The organism is Sediminicola sp. YIK13 (assembly GCF_001430825.1).
GTDB lineage: Bacteria > Bacteroidota > Bacteroidia > Flavobacteriales > Flavobacteriaceae > Sediminicola.
This window is the reverse complement of sequence record NZ_CP010535.1, coordinates 1,036,196-1,059,451: the sequence shown is the minus strand read 5'-3', so window position 1 is coordinate 1,059,451 and position 23,256 is coordinate 1,036,196. Positions and strand designations below refer to the sequence as shown.

The window sequence follows — 23,256 nt, the reverse complement described above, 5'->3', positions numbered from 1 at the left end:
GTTTATGAAGTAATGAGTCCGTCGACCATGACCAATTTCCTATCTGCCATTTCTGCCAATTCTTCATTGTGGGTTACTATGACAAATGTTTGACCGAATTGTTCTCTCAATGTAAAAAAAAGTTGGTGAAGATTGTCCGCGCTTTCAGAATCTAAATTACCACTTGGCTCATCAGCAAAAATAATGGAAGGATTGTTTACCAAGGCCCTAGCAACGGCCACCCTTTGTTGTTCCCCTCCAGAAAGCTCGCTTGGTTTGTGATGGTACCTATGGGAGAGGCCCAAAAAATCCAACAACTCTTTGGCTCTTTTTTCAGCTTGATCCTTTGGTGTTTTTTTGATGAATGCAGGAATACAAACATTCTCCAATGCAGTGAATTCCGGTAGAAGTTGATGGAACTGAAATATAAAACCGATGTGTTCATTTCTAAACCTGGCCAGGGCCTTATCATTTAAGGAGGTGACATTGATTTGATTGATGAACAATTTACTATCCTTTTTATTGGTCTGGTTATCCAGTGTTCCTAAAATCTGTAATAATGTAGTTTTTCCAGCACCAGAAGCTCCAACAATAGAAACAATTTCACCTTTTTTAATATGTAGATCAACTCCTTTTAGAACCTTGAGTTCACCGTAATATTTTTGGATATTGGAAGCCTGAATCATGAATTATTTTTAGGGGTTGAAAGTAATCATAAAGCCCAACATTACAAAATTAGCCATTGCTTGTTGTTTTTATAAGTAGTGGATTTAAAAGGATAGTTACCGGGAAATGCAACGACTTTAATGTTGTTATATTGGGTAAAGGCAATCGAAAAAGAAAATTATGATGGATTTATCATTTTATTTGAAGAAAAGTATAAATAAATGAATAAATTTGTTCAACGTTTGTCTAAAAATGATAAACATTAAATTTATGATTGAATCAAATTCTGAATTAGCAGTACTCGCCGGGGGATGTTTTTGGTGCACCGAAGCCGTGTTTCAACGGTTACGTGGGGTTAAAGAAGTAATTCCGGGTTATACAGGAGGTACTATAAAAAATCCGGCTTACAGGGAAATTATTTCTGGAAGGACTGGGCATACCGAAAGTATTAAAATAACCTTTGATCCTTCGGAGATACAATTTAAATCTTTGTTGGAGGTATTTTTTGCCACACACGATCCTACGACCTTGAACAGACAGGCGAATGATGTGGGTACCCAATACAGAAGCGAAATTTTCTATCAAAATGAGGATCAGAAAACAATTGCCGAACAGTTTATCAAGGAACTTAACCAAAATAATGTTTTTGGTAGTCCAGTGGTCACAGCAGTTACTGAAGCCAAACCTTTTTATAATGCAGAAGAAGAACACATTAATTATTACAATGATCATAGAATGCAAGGATATTGCCAAGTGATCATAGACCCAAAAATTAGAACTCTAGAAAAATATTACAGCGATAAATTACTTTAATTATATTATTAGATTATGTCACCATACAAAAGTTTAGAAGAGTACAATTTTGAAATAAAAGCAGAAGTTCAGGAAAGATATTCCCGTATTATTGATGAAATAGGGGAAGATATCCACCGTGAAGGCTTGGTTAAAACACCTGAGCGTGCTGCAAAAGCCATGTTGTTTTTAACACAAGGATACAAGCAAGATGCTGAGGAAATACTAAAAGGTGCCATGTTCAAAGAGGATTATGATGATATGGTGATCATTAGGGACATAGAACTTTATTCACTTTGTGAACATCACATGCTTCCATTTTTTGGAAAGGCGCATATTGCCTACATCCCAAACGGACATATTGTCGGGTTGAGTAAAATACCACGTGTCGTAGACGTTTTTGCCAGACGGCTACAGGTCCAAGAGCGACTAACACATGACATCTTGGAGTGTATCAACAATACCTTGAAACCTAAAGGGGTCGCAGTAGTTATAGAAGCTTCTCACATGTGCATGATGATGAGAGGTGTCCAAAAACAGAATTCGGTAACTACTACATCAGGGTTTAGGGGGCAGTTTGAAAAGCAAGAAACACGCAACGAATTTCTAAATTTAATAGGTAGGTAGGCATTTTAATTATTGATCTTTATTTTATTTAAATGGACGGTAATTATTATATTTAAAGATGTCAACGGTTGAAAAAAATAAAATAAGAAACCTTTTTCTTGGTCTTGTATTTGATGCCATAGGAATGGTTTCTTTTTTGATTCCTGGAATAGGGGAGTTCTCAGACATCATTTGGGCTCCCATATCGGGATGGTTGATGACCAGAATGTACAAAGGTAGAATTGGACAAGTTGCTGGAGCAGTTGCCTTTATAGAAGAACTTGTACCAGGTTTGGATTTTATACCATCCTTCACTTTAATGTGGTTTTATTCCTACGTATTAAAACCCTCGAGAAAAGAAAAGGTAATAGAAGCTTAACTTTTAGAGATATCAATAGTAAAGACCCAATCATAAGTGTTCTGAGATTGGGTCTTTTTTTTTGTTTTGTACCATAATAGAAAGATCAATAGCTCAATGACCGACTCAGATTTAAAAAACATGCTAGGGAACTTAGATATCTATCTGCTGGATCAGATTGTAAAAGGTCGGTATCTAAAGGAAGATAAAATATTGGATGCAGGCTGTGGCTCAGGAAGAAATATGTACTGGTTTTATCACAATCAATATAATATTTGGGCATTGGATAGAGAATTGTTAACTATTAGATCGGTAAAAGAAATTTATCCAAATTGTAGTGATCAATTCGTGGTATCTGAACTAGATGGGATGCCCTATACCAATGGTGAATTCAATCATATCATTTGCAATGCGGTGTTGCATTTTGCTAGGAATGAACAACATTTTCTTGGAATGTTGGCTGAAATGTTGAGGGTATTGAAGGTGCATGGATCTTTATTTATTAGAATGGCTTCCAATATTGGAATAGAAGATTTAGTCGAGGCCGAAGGAAATGGTATTTTTTCCATCCCAGATGGTACTCAAAGGTTTTTGTTGACAAGAAAGCTATTGGATAATTTCATGGCCAAATTTAATCTTACCTTTTTGGAACCCATAAAAACAACAAATGTCCATGATGAAAGATGCATGACTACCCTGGTACTCCAAAAGAATTAATGGTGATTAGTGGACTTATATTTTAGGTCCGGTAATATGTATCTTTATTTTATTATTTTTAATACGTAGCTTAAATACAATTGCTAATTGTGGATTTATGAAGAGAAGAAATTTTGTTGGTAAGGTAGCTTTAGGCACCATGTCGGGAATCATTGGAACCGAAATTGTATTTGGATCCTCCTTACCATTGGATTATATGCCATTGGCCCTACAAGACAATGATCCTTATAAAATGTTCGCCAAGGACAAGGAAATGGTGGTATTAAATGACAAACCATGGAATATAGAGGCCAAAGCACATTTTTTGGATGATAGGATTACCCCCAACAAATCGATGTTTATTAGAAATAATGGATTAATTCCTGAAAATATTGATGCACAAAACTGGACACTTACTATTGATGGAGAATCCGTAAAACAAAAAAAGACCTACACCTTAGCAGCGCTTAAATCAAAATTTAAAATATATACGTATCAACTTACCCTGGAATGTGGAGGAAATGGACGTAATGAATTTGATCCGCCGGCCAAAGGCAATCAATGGACGATAGGTGCCATATCCTGTGCCAATTGGACAGGGATTAGGCTAAGGGACTTGCTTGAGGATGTTGGAGTAAAGCAAGATGCCGTATACATAGGATATCACGCCCAAGACCTTCATTTGACTCGTGACCCGAATAAGGAGCCAATTTCTAGGGGAGTACCTATGAAAAAAGCATTGATGGATGAAACAATACTGGCCTTTCAGATGAACGGAAGGGATATTCCCCTTGCCCATGGATATCCGCTGCGTTTGGTGGCAGGAGGTTGGCCCGCATCAGTCTCAGGTAAATGGATCAACAGGATCAGCATTAGGAATAAAGAACATGACGGGGAAAAAATGACGGGCTCTTCTTATAGAGTGCCAAAAAATCCAGTGGCTCCAGGAGAGGAGGTAAAAGATTCGGAAATGGTGATTATAGAATCTATGCCGGTGAAATCATTGATTACCTATCCAAAATCAGGTGCTTTACTGGAGTCGGGAACAACCTTAAAGATTAGGGGACATGCATGGGCGGGAGAACTGGAAGTTTCCAAAGTGATGTATTCTATTGATTTTGGTGCTACATGGAATTCTTGCTCTCTTGAAAAGCCTATTAACCGATTGGCATGGCAACATTTTTCGACGGGAATACAATTTCCCAAAAAGGGATATTACGAGGTATGGGCCAAAGCGATTGACAGTAATGGCATGGCACAACCCATGCTTGTACCTGGATGGAATCCTAAGGGATACCTAAATAATGCCTGCCATAGAATAGCAGTTAAAGTGGTATAGATAAATGGCAAAGTCAGAAAAAAATAAACAAAACTTTAAGTCACCCTATAGACTTCTCATCAGTGGGTTTTTAGTACTTGTTGTGCTACTTGCTGTTGTTTTTTATTTTTATGATGAGGCAGGAATAACCTTATCTGATACTTCCAATGATGATACTGAATATGTAAATATTGAAGAGGATGCGGAGAGAATAGTAAATGGAATACATGTAAGGACAGGGTTTGTAGAATCCGATGGGATGCAGGAGGTAATAAATAATTGCACGAATTGTCATTCCTCTAAATTGGTGACACAAAATAGGATGAGCAAAGAAGGGTGGACAGCCACCATACGATGGATGCAGAAAACCCAAAACTTATGGGACCTTGGTGATAATGAAGGTGTAATAGTAGATTATCTGGCAAAAAACTATGGTCCAGTAAAAAAAGGGAGAAGGGAAGGTTTAAGGGATATAGAGTGGTACCCATTAAAATAGAAAAGATATTGATGTAAGGAATGCATCTATTTTACTACTTAGCATAGTAGTAAAACAAAACGTTTTATTTTGGAAAAATATACAGAAGCTTTTATTAAATCTTTCATAGGAACCTTAGAATGGACATGGAAATCCATTCTTATGGAGGTGCCCTGGTACACTAATTACTTTTGGGGACTTATAGCTATTTCTTTGTTGGTATGGACTTTGGAAATCTTATTCCCATGGCGCAAATACCAGTCTGTTTTTAGAAAAGATTTTTGGATGGATGGTTTCTATATGTTCTTTAACTTTTTCATCTTCGCTATAGTAATCAGTGGTTTTTATAAGCTACTGGGGGTATTCTTTAATGATATTGGAATTTCATCCAAGAGCTTGGCCATATTGGATTTAAGCAAAATTCCAATGGTTTTTCAATTATTGATATTTTTTGTAGTATTGGATTTTGTGCAGTGGTTTACACATATTCTTCTTCATAAATATGCCTTTTTATGGAAATTTCATAAGGTCCATCATTCCGTAAAGGAGATGGGATTTGCGGCACATTTGAGATATCATTGGATGGAAAACGTGTTCTACAAACCGTTAAAGACTTTTGGAGTAATGGTTTTAGGGGGATTTGAGCCAGAACAGGCTTACATTGTCCATTTTCTTGCCATTAGTATCGGGCATTTCAATCATTCAAATATTAAGATTACCTGGGGGCCATTAAAATATGTATTCAACAATCCTGTAATGCATCTTTACCATCATGCATATACTCTCCCTAAGGGTACTTATGGCGTAAATTTTGGTATAAGCCTTAGTCTTTGGGACTATATTTTCAAAACCAGTTATATTCCTGAAGATAGTGGAGACATTGAATTGGGGTTTAAAGGGGATGAAAAGTTTCCTAAGGGTTTTTTAGGGCAAGTGACACATGGTTTTCGCACTTCTAAGAAATAAATAAAAAATATAAATAGGGCTCCTACAAAATATAAATAAATACTGCTTCTATGGGGGTATTTAGTAAGTGTAGATCTTGAATTTTCCGAAAGCACATTCTATTTTACCCTGTAGATGCGAAGGACTTCCGCAAAACCTGCTTATGGCTGTAAAAAGGATACCATAATTTAATTACCTAGGGAATCTTACTATTAACTGTTATCTATAAAGCGGCGTAGATTTATAAAAGATGTTTTTAAATCCGGTTTCTTCACCAACTGAACAAATGCAATTAAAAAATAGGGGCAATGATAAACTATAATTTCACTTGAATAAGAAGCCTAGGCCCAATCTTCCGAGCATTTTCTTTTCGAAATTCCAGAAAAATTTGAACTGACCAAACAACCATCCAAAAAGTACCAACAGAAGTTGATAAATTGGAAAAATGATAAGAATTCTTGTAGTCCAATAAAGGAAGGAGTAAATACCATCTTCAGGAAAAATAGATCTGCTAAACCCAATTGCTTCCAAAAGAGGTCTTGCAATTTTAACTGAGCTAGAACCGGTAATTGCAAATACTAATAAAATGACGATGACTTCGAAGTTGGTATCTATGCCCCAACGTTCTTTTAGTTTCTTCATATCCTTTTTAAATTCTCGCGCAAAGATAAAGCTTTTATATTCTAGGAACAAAAGGCCCCAATCGTTGCTTGTATTTGCGTTGGAAATAGATGAAATAATTATATAACTTATAGTTTACCTCATAACCATAATCCGTATTCGAATCATAATTGATTTGAAGTTCATAAAGGTTGGGGTCAAAACGTTGTGGTTGTAGCACCCTATTGTTCCATTCCCTTACGTAAATATCATTTCTATTTTCCAAAAAGAATTTTGAATAATATTGTCTGGGTTTTGCAATAGATCGCAACCAGAAATTAAAACCAGGTTCAATGATAATTATGTCATATTCTAAGCTGTCATTGGCAATTGTTATGGTATCCCCTTCTTTTTGATTAAAGGCCATTTTTTCTTTATCTGCAAGGTCCACGGCCTGTTTGTTACTGGTACAACTACCAATGGAAAGGGTTATAACAATAAATAATACTATAATTTTAAGGAACGATTTAATTAACATAACCATCGATTTTATAGTATTTAAGGTACAAAAAAACCACCTGAGAGGACGGGTGGTTTTGTTAAAATATTCTTATTTCGAAATCCTATTATTTCCCAAACAGACCTCCCAACATTCCTCCCAAGCCTCCTTTTTTCTTTGTATTGCCCAATACCATGCCGGCAACATCATCAAGGACACTTCCGTCTCCATCAGAATCTAGTAAACTAGTGATCAAACTTTGATTTTGTTGTGGCTGCCCTCCTAACATACTGCCCAAGAGACTACTTAGCCCGTTAGCATCGTCAAGGTTGTTCTGAGATTTTTGTTTACCTAAAAACCCCATTAATATGGGTGCAGCTATTTTTAAAATATCAGCCACTGAGCCTGCATCCAAACCTGATTTTTGACTTAAAGTATTTTCCACTAGTGCCTGCTTGTTCCCTAATAAATGCCCAAGTATTCCTGCGCCATCACTCATAACCGATTGATCTACACCACCATTGAACAACCCTCCAAGATTGTCCAAAATACTTCCATTATGTTTGGAATTTAGGGCACCCAACAAGCCCTCTGCCCCTTGTGGGGTAGATGCATTTTTCTTCATGGCCCCCATCAACAGCGGCATTGCCATGCTAAGTACATCGGCCGTTTTCTCTTCAGAATTACCAGTTTGTCCAGCAATTCCACCAATTAATTGTTTGCCCATTGGGCTATCTAATAACTCTAATAATCCTGACATGTTTTTTTAATTATGTTTATTGGATTCCTAATATACGAAAATGAATAACAACTAACGGATACCACTTATCACCACCATTATTTGGAAGTATCGATGATCAATTTCGCCAATTCCATAGCAATTCTTTCCTGGGCCTCAATAGTACTGCCTCCTATGTGCGGGGTCAGGGAGATTTGAGGGTGCATTAGGATCCTTATCTCAGGATTTGGTTCGGATTCGTAAACGTCCAAGCCTGCAAAAAGTACTTTTCCATTTTCTAAGGCATCAACAAGAGCCACTTCGTCTATAACACCTCCTCGTGCAGTATTTATAATTCCTACGCCATCTTTCATCAATTCAAATTCCTTCTTGCCTATAGCGTAATGTTTTTGGGCTGGAACATGCATGGAAAAGAAATCTGCAGATTTCAAGAGCTCCTCCATAGAATTATTCTTTAAAACAAAGGATACGGACTGTCCATCAAAAAAGGGAACAGTAACAGTGATTTCTTCTCTATGATGGTCATGATACATCACCTTCATACCAATGCCTAGAGCTATTTTTGCTGTAGCCTGACCAATTTTTCCAAAACCAACAATTCCCAGGGTCTTTCCTTTAAGTTCCAAGCCTTTGGAATATGCTTTTTTAAGCATATTGAACTTGCTATCTCCCTCTAACGGCATGTTTCTATTGGAATCATGAACAAATCGTACACCACTGTACAGGTGGGCAAAAACAAGTTCCGCTACAGAAGCTGCGGATGCTTCTGGGGTATTAATCACTTTAATTCCTTTTTTCTTGGCATATTCAACCTCAATATTATCCATGCCAACACCGGCCCTACCTACTATTTTTAAGGAGGGACAGTTGTCTATAACTTCTTTATTTACTTCAGTGGCACTTCTAACCAAAAGAATCTCAATAGCGTTTTTATTGATATAGTTTATTAGCTGTTCTTGTGCAACCTTGGTGGTATTAACTTCAAAACCTGCATTCTGCAATGCCTGTATTCCAGATTGTGATATTCTATCGTTCACCAGTATTTTCATGCTCATCTATCTTGAATAATCTTTTTATTAATTATGCTTTTCTTTCCATTTCACTCATTATATCTACCAATACGCCAACGCTTTCCAAAGTTAGGGCATTGTACATAGATGCGCGGTATCCTCCTACAGACCTGTGTCCGCTTAGACCATTGATGCCGGCTTCTTTCCACATGGCATCAAAAGTAGTTTGAAGTTTTTCATCCGTAAGATTAAACGTGGCGTTCATGGTAGATCTGTCCTCTTTTACGGAATATCCCTTGAAAAGAGGATTTAAGTCTATTTCTGAATATAACAACTGTGCCTTTTTATTGTTTATCTCTTCGATAGCTTGGATACCACCTAAGTTTTTAAGCCATTCCAGGGTTAACATGGAAACATATACAGGAAATACGGCAGGGGTATTGAACATGCTTTCTTTGGAAATATGTACCTGATAATCCATCATAGAGGGAATCTTTCGGCTCACTTTTCCTAATATGGATTCTTTTACCACGACTAAAGTAGTCCCTGCTGGACCCATATTTTTTTGTGCCCCGGCATAGATCAAATCAAATTTAGAAAAGTCGAGCTGTCTCGAAAAAATGTCAGAACTCATATCACAAACAAGTGGGACATTTACATTTGGGAAGTTTTTTATTTGTGTTCCGTAAATTGTATTGTTCGAGGTTAAATGTAAGTAATCTAGGTCATTGGGTACGCCGTACATCTTAGGGATATGGTTGTAGCCTTCAGATTTGGAAGAACCTACCTCAAGTACCTCCCCGAAAAGTTTGGCCTCCTTTATCGCTTTATCACTCCAAGTTCCCGTATTCAAGTATCCTGCTTTTTTCTCCAATAGGTTATAGGCGGTCATTAAAAACTGAAGACTTGCTCCTCCATGTAAAAAGAGGGCTTTATAGCCTTTGTTTTCCAATCCCAACAACTCCAAAGCCAAGGCTTGAGCCTTATCCATAACAGCTACAAAATCCTTACTACGGTGAGATATTTCTATTAGAGACAACCCCGATCCATTAAAATCCTGTATGGCTTCGGCTGATTTAAGTATTACTTCTTGAGGAAGGACACAAGGTCCTGCACTAAAATTATGTTTTTTCATGGGTGGTGAAATGTTTAAGTGGTAAAGTTCATTAATTATGACCAAATTAAATAGGTAAAATCAAGTAATTTTATGCGTTTATCAGAAATTCTACGGTATCAATCCCATCGGCATAGTCCGATAAATTTGGATTCTGCGTTTCTCCAAACGCAATTTCCCCATCTATAATCCCCTTGCCAACAACGCATTGTATTTTTTCCTTTTCTTTTTTAAGTTTTAATTCCAAATCGTTTAGCGAATCGTAGGTCTCGTAAAATACAGTGGCTATGGGGGAAGAATAACTTTCGTCCTCTTTGAGCATTAAAAAACCATTATCCAGTAACTTAAATTCACTCATTAGATAAACAGCCTTGTTGTAATCATAATTGTTGGAATACTTTACTTGATTAATTATTGGGTTAAAGGAAAAGATAGCCTCAAAAAAGACATTGAAATTATAGTTTTTGGGAACAAAAAGCTTGGATACACTTCTGCAACCAAGCCCGTAGTATCTGAAAATATCCTCTCCCAGCGCATTTAATTGTGCTGTGGTTTCATTACCCGTCAGAACGGCCACTGAATTTCTGTTTCTTCTAATAATATTAGGTTTATTTCCAAAATAATGCTCGAAGTATCTTGAAGTGTTATCACTTCCAGTGGCAACCACTACATCAAAACCCTTCATTTGGCCTTCAGTAATGGTAATTTTATTTTCAAGAGTAGGGGCAATGTCGATTAAATATTTTATCACAAAGGGCAGTAGGACATTATCATTGGAGGATAATTTTATCAAGGCTTTGTTCCCTGTTAAAATTGTTACCATAAAATCATGAAAACCGACCAAAGGTATATTGCCGGCCATTATCAGAGCGACAGTCTTTGGTTTATTTTGATCAATATCATAGTGTGACAGCCATTTGACAAGATTTTCTTCAGTCAAAAGTGCTCCCCATTTTTCTAAACAAAAAAGGATATTATCTTTAATGAACCATCCATTTTTATGTCCAGCTAAAGTAATCGTTTCATCGAATTGTATAAACCATTCATTAGCGGATTCTTGATTGTGATCACTTTTATTGGAAAATTCACAAAACTCTCGGAACAAACCACCAAGTTTAACAAATGCTTCTAATCTCAGTTCAAGCTCAGTCATTATATTTGTATAGTGTTTTAATAGGATTTACCTTTGTGCAAAAGTAAGCAATAGAAAAAGAAAAATATGGCAATTATAATAACTGATGAATGTATAAATTGTGGGGCTTGTGAACCGGAATGTCCAAATACCGCAATTTACGAAGGAGCAGATGATTGGAGATATAGTGATGGTACTTCCTTATCCGGGAAGGTGGTATTGCCAAATGGCTCTGAAGTGGATGCCGATGAAGTACAAGAGCCAATAAGTGACGAAATTTATTATATCTCTCCTGACAAGTGCACGGAATGCATGGGCTTCCATGAAGAACCACAATGCGCCGCAGTATGTCCGGTGGATTGTTGCGTTCCAGATGACAGTCATGTGGAAACAGAAGAAGAATTACTGGCAAAGCAGCGTTTTATGCACCCAGAAGGATAATAATTGGTATTATTAATAAAAAAAAGCCCAATCAGACGATTGGGCTTTTTTTATTTGCTTTTTTTAGCAACGTTCACAAAAGTATCAAAGCCTTTAGTGATTGGGTGTAGTGCTTTTTTATGGAGTTTCCTTCCGAAGTACTACAAAAATTGGTATTTTTTACAGTAGATTTAATTATTTAAGTCACTAACCAAGTAAACAAGACCACCACTTCGCCAGAATAAAATTTACCTTATTTGTTTTACGTATTACTGTTATGGTTTTGTATTCGGTATTATAATTCATTAAAGATGGTAGTAGATGCCTTGGATAATTTTGAGATACGTAAGTAACAACAAAAAGCTACCTAAAAATAGGTAGCTTTTTTCAATATACATGATAGTTTTCTAGAATCTGTAGTTCACTGAAAAATTCAACATTGTTCCTAATTGACTAAAATGGTATCCATCATAAGTCATTTGAGAGTAACGTTGGTTGAATGTAATCAGGTTAGACTGATTTTGTACTTGAGCAGCATCTGCTAAAATAGCATCTCCTGCCGCATTCTTAGATTTAAAGCTCCATTCAGGTAATACATCCAGTATATTATTTATATTAAGTGCAAGAGTAAGTTTTTCAGTTGCATTATAATTAATCCCCAAATCGGTTACAATTTTTGGTGTAAACTCTGTAAATATATTACTATCCATTCCTTGTTGCTGGAATGTAGTCTTACCAAAATAAGTGTTGTTTAAAGAGATCCCAAACTTGTTGATGTCATAATTTGCCCCTAAAATCCATTTTGTCACTGGTCTAGAAGTAAAAAACAGAGCCTCTTGGGTATCGTTTACAACTGACTGTCCCGCATTGGCAACTAAAGGAATGTCTTTAACAGCACCATCACGTTCGTTTTGAAGTGTATAGTTCCCAGATAAGTTTAAATCAAGTAACCCTTGGCCTAAGGCAATATTTTGATAGCTCAATACGGCGTCTATCCCTGACGTCTTAGTATCAAGTGCATTCGAAAAGAAACTGACATCACTTAAGTTATTGGATGCTAAAAGAACATCCAAAGGATTATTAGCATCGCCAGTAGCACTTATTTCAGCACCTAATACAATCCGGTCTTCAACAGTAATATTGTAATAATCAAGGGTATAGCTAAATCCACCCGCGATTTTACCACCAAATCCAATTGTGAAATTTTGAGATGTTTCGGCATCCAATTGAGGGATACCCAATAATTTTGCCTGAGTAGATACATTGTTGATTAAACCACCAACTTGGATACCTTGACCCGGAATAAAGCTATACTGGGCTTTTTGAGTAAAGATTTGGTGAAGGGTAGGAGCTCTGAAACCGGAAGAAAGCGAACCTCTTAAAGTAAAGGCATCACTAACTTTATAACGTGAGCTGAACTTGTATACAAAAGCATTACCAAAATCAGAATAGTTCTCAGTACGAATAGTTCCACTTAATAGAAATTCATCAGATACATCATAATCCAAACTAAAGTAACCACCAATATTATAACGGTTAAATTTACCAGAATTTTGAGGGGATGCACCTGCAAAGGAATCCGCACCTCCACCATCATAAGAAGCTAGTTCACCTTCAATAACTTCAAAGGTTTCGGTCCTGAACTCAGCACCAACACCTATACTTACTTTATCAGAAAGTATTCTTGAAATATCTATATTCCCTACATTATGGGAGAAAGCAGTTCCACCCGGATCGAATGACTGCTGACTGTTCTCTCTGTACAATTGAGAACCTTCGGTTACTTCGCCATCATCTATAGATCCGTTACCATTGGTATCAACCCAAGTAGAAGGAGAGTATACAAAATTTCTATTATGTGTATTATTCACTTTGTAAGTCTGTGTATTTCCACCAGTTGTAAAACTAGCATCTATGTTCCAGTCATTGATAGTAGATTTAAAACCAATAGTAGCGTTGTAATCACTTAACAACCCTTCAAAAGTTGGTAAATACCCATCATATCCATTTCTATTATTTGGGTTGTTTCCAGGAAAAAAATCCGCTAAATATGGAAATCCAGTATTTTCATCTAATGTTCTCCAATAAGGCGTTCTGTAATTGGCAAAACTGTTTACTGACTTATAAACATAAGCCGCATTACCATATAATTCAGTATTTTCACTTAAGTCGTAACCAAAGTTTACTGAAAATTTAGCAGCTGCCGTTTCAGGAGAACCATTTATATTGCCGGCATCAGGTCTTCTTGATAAAAATTCTTCCACATCAGATAACGTTAACAATTCGGCTGCATCAGGGTCGAAAAAATCACCAAATTCTCCAGCGGCATCAACTGTACCTGGTCTGTTCGCTATGTTTACCTTTGAAAGGTCCACAGTATAGTTTACAAAACCTTTGTCTTCACCAATGCTAGTCCCATTATTAACGGCAACTCCAAACATTTCACCATCACCTTCAGAGGTAATACCAGTTCTAATTGTTGCTGAACCTACATTTGGGCTATCTTTTAGAATAATGTTCATTACCCCGGCTATGGCATCAGAACCATATTGCGCAGAAGCTCCATCTCTTAGTATTTCAACTCTTTTGATGGCGTCTGTTGGGATTGCTGAGATATCAGCACCCGTTTCACCTCTACCCGGTGAAGTCTGGGTGTATAATAAGGCACTTAAATTTTTCCTTTTTCCGTTGATCAAGATCAATGTTCTACTTGGTCCCATGTTTCTTATTTCATAAGGATCCAATAAGGAGGTCGCATCATTTACCGGAGTTTGTACCGTGTTAAAAGATGGAATCCTGTACTGCAAGGCCTTGTCAAAGGTCATTTGTCCAGTGGAAGTCAATTCCTTGGCTCCAATAACATCTACAGGTAAGGGCGTGTCCGCATTACTTCTAGGTGCTGTACGTGAACCTACTACAATAAATTCTTCCAGTTGCATTCCTTCTGCAAGCGTAACATTGATTGTTGACTGACCTCCAACATTCACTTCCGTAGTTGCAAATCCAACATAACTGAATACCAATGTGGCATTATCTGCCACAGATATTTCATAGTTCCCATCAAAATTGGTTGATGTTCCATTATTAGTACCTTTTTCTACAATGTTCACTCCTGCCAGGGGCAAACCTGCGTCATCTTTTACTGTTCCAGAAACCGAATTCTGCGCAAAAGCAGTAGTAACTGACAGTAAAAGAAATGCTGTAAAAGCATAAAACAATTTCATATAAATTAAAGTTTGAGTTAATATGTTGACGAAAATAGTGAAAATTTTATGAATTAACATTTTTTTATGAATTATTACGTACAGACTAATATTTATGATTGACCAATAATGAGAGAGGTTGATTTTTTAATTCGTCATTAGATAGGGATAATTTTCTACTAAATCATACCCTTACCATTCGGACTAGAAATTCAGACAGTTTCAATTATGATATATCTTTTTCTATTCCTCATGGATATAAAGATGCCTCAACTTTTAAATCATAATTAAGTGAATGGGCCTTTCCCTCATGTTATTGTTTGTAGATTTGATGTTTACATATTTGCTTTTTAGAACTATATTTGCACCCTCAAAAGAATGAAAGAATGAAAGCAGGTATTGTAGGATTACCAAACGTAGGTAAATCAACACTTTTTAATTGTCTATCAAATGCGAAAGCACAAAGCGCCAATTTTCCTTTTTGTACCATAGAACCTAATATAGGGGTAGTAAATGTTCCCGACTCGAGATTGGAGAAATTAGAATCTTTGGTCAATCCGGAGCGCGTATTGCCAGCAACAGTAGAAATAGTTGACATTGCCGGGTTGGTAAAGGGAGCAAGTAAGGGAGAAGGTCTTGGAAACCAATTTTTGGGCAATATCCGTGAAACAGATGCAATTCTTCATGTGCTGAGATGCTTTGATAATGACAATATTGTCCATGTAGATGGATCTATCAACCCTATTCGAGATAAGGAGACTATTGATATGGAATTGCAATTAAAAGATCTTGAAACGGTAGACAAAAAGCTTGAAAAAGTGAAACGTGCTGCCAAAACTGGAAATAAGGAAGCGCAAAAGGAAGAGGCTGTACTTTTGAAAATTAAACAAGGATTAGAAGCGGGAACTTCTATTCGCGCCCTTGAATTTAGCAAAGAAGACAGAAACGAATTTGTAAAGCCATTGCAGTTTATTACAGATAAACCTGTAATGTATGTCTGTAACGTAGATGAAGAGTCGGCCACTACTGGAAATAGCTATGTGGATAAAGTAAAAGAAGCGGTCAAGGACGAGAATGCAGAAGTAATATTTTTGGCAGTGGGAACTGAGGCTGACATTACTGAACTGGAAACGTATGAAGAGCGACAAATGTTCTTGGAAGATCTTGGTCTTAAAGAGCCTGGATCTGCCAAATTAATTCGCGGGGCATATAAATTATTAAATCTTGAAACCTATTTCACGGCAGGTGTCAAAGAGGTAAGGGCATGGACTATTCCAGTAGGAGCTACGGCGCCTCAGGCAGCTGGAGTAATTCACACCGATTTTGAGAAAGGATTTATCCGTGCAGAAGTGATCGCTTATGATGATTTTGTTGCCTTTGGAAGTGAAACCAAGGTTAAAGAGGCGGGCAAAATGAAAGTAGAGGGCAAAGAGTATATTGTAAAAGATGGTGATGTAATGCACTTTCGTTTTAATGTGTAGGTAGCTTACCTGTTTTTTTAGGTAATGTTTGGTTTATGATGGTCCATATATTTGAACCTACAGCGATCTTAAAGCCAATTGGAAGACGATCAATTCTGTAATTAAATAAATAGATCAAAAACTAACCTTTGTTAATGTAGTGTGTTTAAGTTGTCTGCAATTATTGGATACGAGGTAAGATTTTTGAAATAGTCTGCCCATAGCATCGCCAAGGACCTATTTGGAGTAATCACCAGTAATTTAAAAACATAGTTACAATTAGAAATGGCCTCACTTTAAAAGCGAGGCCATTTTGTAATACACGTAAAAAGTTCCAACACATCTAAAAAAATAATGCGTTACGACCAACAAGTATCTCATTATCTGTCATTGGGTAGTAAATCTTTGGAACTAAATTGGGACAAAATCCCCAGATCATTAGATCTATAATAAGTTTTCATCAGAATATACTACAACTGTTATTTAGAAACTATGACATTACCACTGTTGATCTGGAACAGGCGTTGGTTAATGTTTTTAAGGCTCAGTTTAAATACTTTGGTTTCCTTCTTCTGGTATGGGCTGCCATAGTTATAGTAGATATCAACCTTAAAATAGGTAGGGGTAAGGCTTTTGTTGCCTAAATAGTTGATGTTCACCTGCCAATTGCCATTAATGGAACTATCTATCAAAAATTCCTCGGTTGCATATCCCAAGGATTTTTCATCCTTGACTCTTTCAGCATTATCTCGGTTATTATGGTTCCAATTAAAATAGCGCATTTCGGGATTGACAAACTGTAAATTAAACTCAGCTTCACTGTCGGCCCATTCGAATACTAGCCGTGTACCATCGAAATATTCGTCTAGGATAAACTTTTTTTTGTGGTCCTTTGATAGCAGTTCATTGCCTTTGAGTTTAATAAGGTTGTTCAGTTCCCGATCCATAATCTGTGTAAAGATTTTTTGGTCATCGTTAAGAAAGTCTTCCTCCAACAAATATCCATATCGAGAGTATATAGAAGCTGCCTTCTGGTAGGCATCAATTTCCTGATAACTGTTTGCTAGGTCCAAATAAGACTGCGCATAATTAGGTCGCAATTTAAAGACCTCTTTGTAAATGTGGTTGGCCTTTTCATACTCACCTCTAGCTTGGTACATATATGCCAATGATTTTAAGTTGACGGGATTATTTGTAAATAATGACCAATGTTCAGAGATAATATTTTCGGCAAAAGATTGATTCTTAATTTTATTGGCAAAGTAGTCGTAAGCATCCAAAAAATAGAAATAGGAACTTGAATATTTTATTGCATTAGCATTGTATATGGAAATAGCTTCCTTCAGATCTTTTGCAGTATTCAAATCTTGAAGGTATGTTGGCTCATTGATCACATCTTTATTTTCGAGTACATTGTCGAAGTATTTATTGTCATGAACACGAGCCACATCAATAATTTCACCATTTTCATCTTTTGGTTCAAAGCGCGCAGTTTTTGTATTGATCACTATTATACCACCATTACCTAAAGTCCCATATTTCGTAAGACCATTCATAGAAGCTACTATGGCAATACGCTCAATATTCTGGGGATCAATAAAAAATGGGAACTGTTGGGTAATTAATCCGTCGATGTCATAGCCCGCAGGCTTCAGGCCTAAACTCCCCTGAACACGTAACATGATTTTTGTTTCCATAAGATCAGATGAGCGTATTACTTTGATTCCAGGAAACCTACTTCGGATAACCGTTGCCAAATCAAAAGCACCTGGATTAATCTGCTTTTTATCAATTACACGCAATGAAAAACTGGTTGCGTCAGCATCCCAATAACCAAAAGCTGATCTTATTATCTTAGGATTGGTTCTATATTCTATGGCTAATTCATTCTGATTCTTTAAGGATTTTGTTACGGTTACCCCCTCTAAATTCTCTGTTTTTTCGTACATTCTAACATTCAGCACTCTTGTAACATCTTCTACCGTAATTTCCAATGGCAACATACCCATGCGGTTAAATACCAAGATATCTCCTGCCTGGGTAGATATCTCATATTTTCCGTTAGCATCGGATATCGCAGTATTTGTTTTTCCTTCAATTGAAATATTTACATCCCTTAGCTCCCCAAAATCGTCAGAAACGGTACCAAATACTGTTTTTAAGTTTTCTTGTGCAAAGCCGAGACTTGCAAAAAGGCATAAAACGGGGCAAAGGATGAATTTTTTCATGTTTTTGATTTTTAGATGTATAGAGTATACTATACAGGTATAGAATATTTTATACAATAATTATGCCAAACATATACTATAAGATCTTTTTATCGTCATTGTATTATTTTCTCAATTTGGATTAAAATTTGATATCAGCTTCTTTTTCGTTGATCTGGCACTTTGAACTTATAAAACGTAAATTGATCAAGTTAAAAAGAGCTTAATCATTTTTATTTTTATTGCTGCCCTGAGTTAGTCACATCTTTATAAATGCGGTTTTAGTATTAGGCTTGTTTATTGTATTTTTACTATATTCTAATTTAGGTCCTTCAAGTATTTATGATTTTCGATTTCCGTTGCTGAAATCGAAATCCCTTGGAACACAATCTATATCAACAAATGAATACAAGCTATTGTTAATTACTTTAACAAGTAGTGTTTTTATCTTTTTAGAACACTCCCTATATTAGCAACGCGCCTTAAAATACATAATTAATGGAAAATACCCAATATACCGAAGATAATATACGTTCATTGGATTGGAAGGAGCATATTCGTATGCGACCTGGAATGTATATTGGTAAATTGGGAGATGGATCTTCTGCAGATGATGGTATCTATATTCTTCTTAAGGAAGTTTTAGATAACTGTATTGATGAATTTGTAATGGGTGCAGGGAAGACCATAGATATCAGTATAAAGGATAATGTGGTCAGTGTCCGTGATTATGGCCGGGGAATCCCTTTGGGTAAAGTGGTGGATGTAGTTTCCAAAATGAATACAGGTGGTAAGTATGATAGCAAGGCCTTCAAGAAATCTGTAGGATTAAATGGGGTCGGTACAAAAGCAGTCAATGCATTGTCCACTTTTTTCAAAGTAGAATCCTCACGAGAAAACAAATTAAAAACAGCAGAATTCCATCAAGGTAATCTGGTCTCCGAAGATGGTCCTGTGGAATCATCGAAACGAAAAGGAACCAAGGTTTCCTTTATTCCGGACGAGGTTATCTTCAAAAAATACAAATACAGGAATGAGTATGTGGAGCGCATGCTCAAATACTATGTGTATTTAAACCCAGGGCTGACAATCATTTTCAATGGGGAGAAATTCCATTCAGATAATGGTTTAAAAGATTTACTGGAGGACAACAATTCCAAAGATGATATGCTTTATCCTGTAATCCATTTAAAGGGAGAGGATATTGAGGTTGCCCTAACACATAGCAAAACACAATATAGCGAGGAATACCATTCTTTTGTGAATGGTCAGCATACCACACAGGGGGGGACACATCAATCTGCATTTAGGGAAGCCTTGGCAAGGACCATACGTGATTTTTATGGCAAAAATTATGAGGCGTCCGATATTCGAAAATCCATAATTTCCGCCATTGCGATTAAAGTGATGGAGCCTGTATTTGAAAGCCAGACCAAAACAAAGTTAGGTTCTACAGATATGGGAGGCGATTTTCCTACGGTTAGAACGTATATCAATGACTTTGTTGGAAAGCAGTTAGATAATTACCTTCACAAAAATCCGGATACCGCAGAAAAACTGCAGCGCAAGATCATGCAGGCAGAACGCGAACGAAAAGAACTTTCCGGAATTCGGAAGTTGGCAAAGGATCGCGCCAAAAAAGCAAGCTTGCACAACAAGAAACTCAGGGATTGTAGGGTGCACCTTGGGGATATGAAAAACGAAAAACGATTGGAGAGCACCTTGTTTATTACAGAGGGAGATTCTGCATCCGGATCCATTACCAAATCCAGGAACGTTAATACGCAAGCTGTATTTAGCCTTAGGGGAAAGCCATTGAATTCCTATGGCATGTCCAAGAAAATTGTATACGAGAACGAAGAATTCAACTTATTGCAAGCTGCCTTGAATATAGAGGAATCTATGGAGGATCTCAGGTATAACAACGTAGTAATTGCAACGGATGCCGATGTTGATGGAATGCACATCCGCTTGTTGTTGATTACATTTTTCCTTCAATTTTTTCCGGAGCTCATTAAGGAGAATCATCTTTATATATTGCAGACCCCATTGTTTAGGGTGAGAAATAAAAAAGAAACCATCTATTGCTATAGTGAGGAAGAACGAAAAGACGCCATAGAAAAATTATCAGGAAAACCAGAGATCACAAGGTTCAAAGGTCTGGGGGAAATCTCCCCGGACGAATTCCAACACTTCATTGGGGACGACATTCGTTTAGAACCCGTGATGTTGGATAAAGCTTTGTCCATTGAGAGTTTATTGGAATTCTATATGGGCAAAAATACACCCGACCGCCAGAAATTTATCATAGAAAATCTTAAAGTTGAACTTGATCTTGTTAAGGACAACTAATTATAAACCAAATTAATACGAATCTTTCTGAATGGAAGAGAATGAAGAAGTAAATGAGGGAATTAATGAAAGCCTAGATAACACCCAGGACTCCTTGACCAAGGTCACAGGGATGTACAAAGATTGGTTTTTAGATTACGCTTCCTATGTTATTTTAGAACGTGCCGTGCCAGCTATCGAAGACGGATTTAAACCCGTGCAGAGAAGGATTATGCACGCTCTAAAGGAACTTGATGATGGTAGATACAACAAGGTGGCAAACGTTGTTGGGCATACCATGCAGTACCATCCCCACGGAGATGCCAGTATAGCTGATGCCATGGTGCAGATCGGACAAAAGGATCTGCTGATCGATACCCAGGGTAACTGGGGTAATATTTTGACTGGAGATGGGGCAGCGGCATCGAGATATATTGAGGCCAGGCTTTCCAAATTTGGACTGGAAGTTGTTTTTAGTCCAAAAATTACAGAATGGCAGCAATCCTATGACGGCAGGAGGAAAGAGCCTGTAAACCTTCCGGTTAAATTCCCGCTTTTATTGGCCTCGGGTGCCGAAGGAATTGCGGTGGGACTTTCCACAAAAGTACTCCCACACAATTTTATTGAATTGATAGACGCCTCAATCAAACATTTAAAAGGGCAGCGTTTTACCCTCTTTCCGGATTTTCCGACTGCAGGGATTATTGATGTGACCAATTATAACGAAGGACTCAGGGGAGGGAAAATTCGCGTCAGGGCAAAAATTTCACAACTGGACAGGAATACACTGGTTATTAACGAAATTCCATACGGAACCAATACCTCCAGTTTAATAGATTCCATCCTAAAAGCAAATGATAAAGGCAAAATAAAAATTAAAAAAATTGAGGATAACACTGCCGCGGATGTAGAGATTTTGGTGCATTTGCCAAGTGGACTTTCTCCTGATAAGACCATTGACGCCCTTTATGCATTTACCGCCTGTGAATCATCAATTTCACCGTTGGGTTGCATTATAGAAGACAACAAACCTCTTTTTATTGGAGTGGTTGAAATGTTGAAAAGGTCCACTGATAATACGGTAGATCTATTAAAGGCGGAATTGGAAATACAGCTTGCCGAACTTGAGGAGCAGTGGCACTTTACTTCTTTGGAGCGCATTTTTATTGAGAAAAGAATATATAGGGATATCGAAGAGGAGGAGACCTGGGAGGGGGTTATCAAGGCCATTGATAAGGGATTACAGCCTCATGTCGGCCATCTAAAAAGAGCTATAACTGAGGAAGATATTGTCCGACTTACAGAAATTCGGATCAAAAGGATTTCTAAGTTCGACTTGGAAAAGGCCCAACAATTTATTGAAGGTCTGGAAGAGAAAATCGCACTGGTAAAACATCACCTTGAGCATTTGATTGAATATGCCATTGATTATTTCAAAAGTCTAAAGGAAAAATACGGAAAAGGAAGGGAACGTAAATCTGAAATAAGAATTTTTGATGATATAGAAGCTACCAAGGTAGTTATTCGAAATACAAAACTCTATGTGAACAAAGAAGAAGGTTTTGTGGGAACTTCTCTAAAAAGGGACGAATATGTGACCGATTGCAGTGATATTGATGATATCATTTGTTTTACGAAAGATGGCAAAATGATGATCACCAAGGTGGACGCCAAGACTTTTATAGGTAAAAATATTATTCATGTAGCGGTTTTTAAGAAAAAGGATAAGCGTACCATTTATAATATGATCTATAAGGACGGGAAGGGTGGTCCCAGTTATATAAAACGATTTAATGTCACCAGTATCACCAGGGATAAGATTTATGACCTGACCAATGGTAAGGCCAATTCGGAACTATTGTACTTTACCGCCAATCCTAATGGGGAGGCCGAAGTGGTTACTGTATTGTTGAGGCAGGCTGGCAGTATAAAAAAAATAAAATGGGATATCGATTTTGCCGATGTACTTATAAAAGGCAGGGCTTCTAAAGGGAATGTTGTCACGAAATACCCTGTGAAACGTGTGGAATTAAAAGAAAAGGGTGTTTCTACCCTGAAGCCAAGAAAAATCTGGTTCGACGATGTGGTCAGAAGGCTCAATGTAGATGGAAGGGGAGACCTGTTAGGGGAATTTAGGGGAGATGACATGCTTCTTGTTGTAACCCAAAAAGGAATTGCAAAAACTTTGATACCTGATCTTTCCACGCATTTTGATGAAGACATGATTTTATTGGAAAAATGGAATCCTGAAAAGCCATTATCCGCTGTCTATTATGAAGGGGAAAAGGAGAAGTATTATATTAAACGCTTTGTCATAGAAAGTGAAGGCAAAGAGGAATTGTTCATTTCTGAACACCCTAAGTCGGTCTTAGAACTCATTTCCACAGACTGGAGACCTGTTGTAGAAATAGAATTCACCAAACCTAGAGGCAAAGACGCAAAACCTAACCAAACAATTGATTTGGAAAATTTTATAGCTATTAAGGGAATAAAAGCTTTAGGTAATGTGCTAACATCGGAAAAGGTGAAGAGTGTAAACGCATTGGAACCATTACCATTTGAAGAGCCAGAGGAGCAAAAGCCAGAGGATATGGAAGTTGTTGATGAAGAGCCCTTAGATTCTGGAAGTGGTGATACTTCAAACTCCACGAAGCCCAAGGGATCTAACCCAGAAGATGAGGGCCAGACTTTATTATTCTAATCATT

General features: G+C 37.1%; 20 protein-coding genes. 11 read left to right on the top strand and 9 right to left on the bottom strand.

The genetic code is table 11. The annotated features are described in order from the left end of the window. Positions 1-2 precede the first annotated feature (2 nt). Positions 3-665 (bottom strand): ABC transporter ATP-binding protein, encoded by a 663-nt coding sequence (locus SB49_RS04700; protein WP_062054327.1) that lies wholly within the window; start codon positions 663-665, stop codon positions 3-5. 250 nt (positions 666-915) lie between these two features. Here SB49_RS04700 and msrA point away from each other — a divergent pair, with 250 nt between their 5' ends. The 7 genes from msrA to SB49_RS04665 all read left to right on the top strand — a co-directional run bounded on the left by msrA (position 916) and on the right by SB49_RS04665 (position 5,856). After that, positions 916-1,458, top strand: coding sequence for a peptide-methionine (S)-S-oxide reductase MsrA (msrA, locus tag SB49_RS04695; RefSeq protein WP_062058862.1), 543 nt, complete (start codon positions 916-918; stop codon positions 1,456-1,458). A 15-nt stretch (positions 1,459-1,473) separates the two neighbouring features. Next, positions 1,474-2,064 carry a GTP cyclohydrolase I FolE gene (folE, locus tag SB49_RS04690; protein WP_062054324.1) on the top strand — a complete coding sequence of 197 codons (591 nt, stop codon included), beginning with the start codon at positions 1,474-1,476 and terminating at the stop codon, positions 2,062-2,064. A 58-nt stretch (positions 2,065-2,122) separates the two neighbouring features. Then, complete coding sequence (locus tag SB49_RS04685; RefSeq protein ID WP_062054322.1) at positions 2,123-2,422, top strand: hypothetical protein; 300 nt, start codon at positions 2,123-2,125, stop codon at positions 2,420-2,422. 96 nt (positions 2,423-2,518) lie between these two features. Further along, positions 2,519-3,118 (top strand): class I SAM-dependent methyltransferase, encoded by a 600-nt coding sequence (locus SB49_RS04680; protein WP_062054320.1) that lies wholly within the window; start codon positions 2,519-2,521, stop codon positions 3,116-3,118. Between the two features lie 97 nt (positions 3,119-3,215). Beyond that, positions 3,216-4,436, top strand: a complete 1,221-nt coding sequence (locus SB49_RS04675) for a sulfite oxidase (protein ID WP_062054318.1) — start codon at positions 3,216-3,218, stop codon at positions 4,434-4,436. 4 nt (positions 4,437-4,440) lie between these two features. Next, the gene (locus tag SB49_RS04670) at positions 4,441-4,911 is read left to right on the top strand and encodes a monoheme cytochrome C (protein ID WP_062054316.1); all 471 of its coding nucleotides are present in this window, start codon (positions 4,441-4,443) and stop codon (positions 4,909-4,911) included. Between the two features lie 69 nt (positions 4,912-4,980). Further along, positions 4,981-5,856 (top strand): sterol desaturase family protein, encoded by an 876-nt coding sequence (locus SB49_RS04665; RefSeq protein ID WP_062054314.1) that lies wholly within the window; start codon positions 4,981-4,983, stop codon positions 5,854-5,856. Positions 5,857-6,159: 303 nt separating this feature from the next. On the opposite strand, the gene SB49_RS04660 is transcribed toward SB49_RS04665, so the two are convergent. The 6 genes from SB49_RS04660 to SB49_RS04635 form a co-directional block, all read right to left on the bottom strand. Further along, a complete protein-coding gene (locus SB49_RS04660; protein WP_062058859.1) occupies positions 6,160-6,477 on the bottom strand; it encodes a DUF6787 family protein in 318 nt (105 codons plus the stop codon). A 34-nt stretch (positions 6,478-6,511) separates the two neighbouring features. Then, positions 6,512-6,973 (bottom strand): DUF6146 family protein, encoded by a 462-nt coding sequence (locus SB49_RS04655; RefSeq protein ID WP_442983569.1) that lies wholly within the window; start codon positions 6,971-6,973, stop codon positions 6,512-6,514. Between the two features lie 88 nt (positions 6,974-7,061). Continuing rightward, on the bottom strand, positions 7,062-7,694 hold the full coding sequence (locus SB49_RS04650; RefSeq protein WP_062054311.1) for a DUF937 domain-containing protein: 633 nt from the start codon (positions 7,692-7,694) through the stop codon (positions 7,062-7,064). 77 nt (positions 7,695-7,771) lie between these two features. Beyond that, positions 7,772-8,722 carry a D-2-hydroxyacid dehydrogenase gene (locus SB49_RS04645; protein ID WP_062054310.1) on the bottom strand — a complete coding sequence of 317 codons (951 nt, stop codon included), beginning with the start codon at positions 8,720-8,722 and terminating at the stop codon, positions 7,772-7,774. A gap of 31 nt (positions 8,723-8,753) precedes the next feature. Then, positions 8,754-9,818, bottom strand: coding sequence for a 3-phosphoserine/phosphohydroxythreonine transaminase (gene serC, locus SB49_RS04640; RefSeq protein WP_062054309.1), 1,065 nt, complete (start codon positions 9,816-9,818; stop codon positions 8,754-8,756). Positions 9,819-9,888: 70 nt separating this feature from the next. Beyond that, complete coding sequence (locus SB49_RS04635; protein ID WP_062054308.1) at positions 9,889-10,950, bottom strand: acyl-CoA reductase; 1,062 nt, start codon at positions 10,948-10,950, stop codon at positions 9,889-9,891. A gap of 66 nt (positions 10,951-11,016) precedes the next feature. Between SB49_RS04635 and SB49_RS04630 the strand changes: the two genes are divergently transcribed. Beyond that, positions 11,017-11,370 (top strand): 4Fe-4S dicluster domain-containing protein, encoded by a 354-nt coding sequence (locus SB49_RS04630; protein WP_062054307.1) that lies wholly within the window; start codon positions 11,017-11,019, stop codon positions 11,368-11,370. 386 nt (positions 11,371-11,756) lie between these two features. Here SB49_RS04630 and SB49_RS04625 read toward each other — a convergent pair whose 3' ends face one another. Beyond that, a complete protein-coding gene (locus SB49_RS04625; RefSeq protein WP_062054305.1) occupies positions 11,757-14,573 on the bottom strand; it encodes a TonB-dependent receptor in 2,817 nt (938 codons plus the stop codon). A 365-nt stretch (positions 14,574-14,938) separates the two neighbouring features. Between SB49_RS04625 and ychF the strand changes: the two genes are divergently transcribed. Then, complete coding sequence (gene ychF, locus SB49_RS04620) at positions 14,939-16,033, top strand: redox-regulated ATPase YchF (RefSeq protein ID WP_062054303.1); 1,095 nt, start codon at positions 14,939-14,941, stop codon at positions 16,031-16,033. Positions 16,034-16,491: 458 nt separating this feature from the next. Here ychF and SB49_RS04615 read toward each other — a convergent pair whose 3' ends face one another. Further along, a complete protein-coding gene (locus SB49_RS04615; RefSeq protein WP_062054301.1) occupies positions 16,492-18,240 on the bottom strand; it encodes a carboxypeptidase-like regulatory domain-containing protein in 1,749 nt (582 codons plus the stop codon). Between the two features lie 477 nt (positions 18,241-18,717). Between SB49_RS04615 and SB49_RS04610 the strand changes: the two genes are divergently transcribed. Together SB49_RS04610 and SB49_RS04605 are read left to right on the top strand one after the other, a co-directional pair. Beyond that, positions 18,718-20,571 carry a DNA topoisomerase IV subunit B gene (locus tag SB49_RS04610; RefSeq protein ID WP_062054299.1) on the top strand — a complete coding sequence of 618 codons (1,854 nt, stop codon included), beginning with the start codon at positions 18,718-18,720 and terminating at the stop codon, positions 20,569-20,571. Between the two features lie 31 nt (positions 20,572-20,602). Continuing rightward, a complete protein-coding gene (locus SB49_RS04605) occupies positions 20,603-23,251 on the top strand; it encodes a DNA gyrase/topoisomerase IV subunit A (RefSeq protein ID WP_062054297.1) in 2,649 nt (882 codons plus the stop codon). Positions 23,252-23,256: the final 5 nt, after the last annotated feature.